Source organism: Oleiphilus sp. HI0123, assembly GCF_001635315.1.
The window spans coordinates 1-566 of the sequence record NZ_LWGE01000471.1 but is presented as its reverse complement, the minus strand read 5'-3'; the positions used below and the strand labels follow the sequence as shown (position 1 = coordinate 566).

Below are 566 nucleotides of genomic sequence, written 5' to 3'. Positions count from 1 at the left end.
GGAACGGAATACTGTATTTTCCAGTTCAAAATTAGCAATCAGGGTACGAATCTCATGAAATAAATCCAATTGTTCTAATGGCTCGTAATCACCATTAAATCCAGCCCTAAAGCGCTCTTCACCCATCGGAAAAGAAACTACTAACGTCGATACAAACTCTGGCTGTGTTTCATTCATAAGCTTGGCAGAGTTAACGGCATGTTGCTTTGAAAACTTCTTGCCACCCAAGCCATTTAATATCATCACGGAAGACTTGATGCCTGCAGCTTTTAACTTGAGTAAGGCGTCTTTAGAGCTTTCGTAAGTCTCACCCTTAACCACACATTCCAAGACTTTGTCGTCACCGGATTCACAGCCCACATATACCATGCTTAGGCCTAACGCTCTCAACTCAGCCAGCTCTTCTACCGTTTTTTTCTTAATATTTCTGGGTAAGCAATAAGCAGTAACACGTTCTTTATCTGGAAAGTAGCGATTAATACACTCAAGTATTTCTTTGAGGCGGCGGAACGACAAAGTCATTGCATCACCATCTGCCAAAAAGAAACGCCCGACATTCGGCATGC

General features: G+C 42.4%; 1 protein-coding gene. It reads right to left on the bottom strand.

The genetic code is table 11. From position 1 onward, the window contains the following. Positions 1–566: radical SAM protein (locus tag A3761_RS04505; RefSeq protein WP_156491590.1), on the bottom strand; the 566-nt coding region annotated here is incomplete at both ends.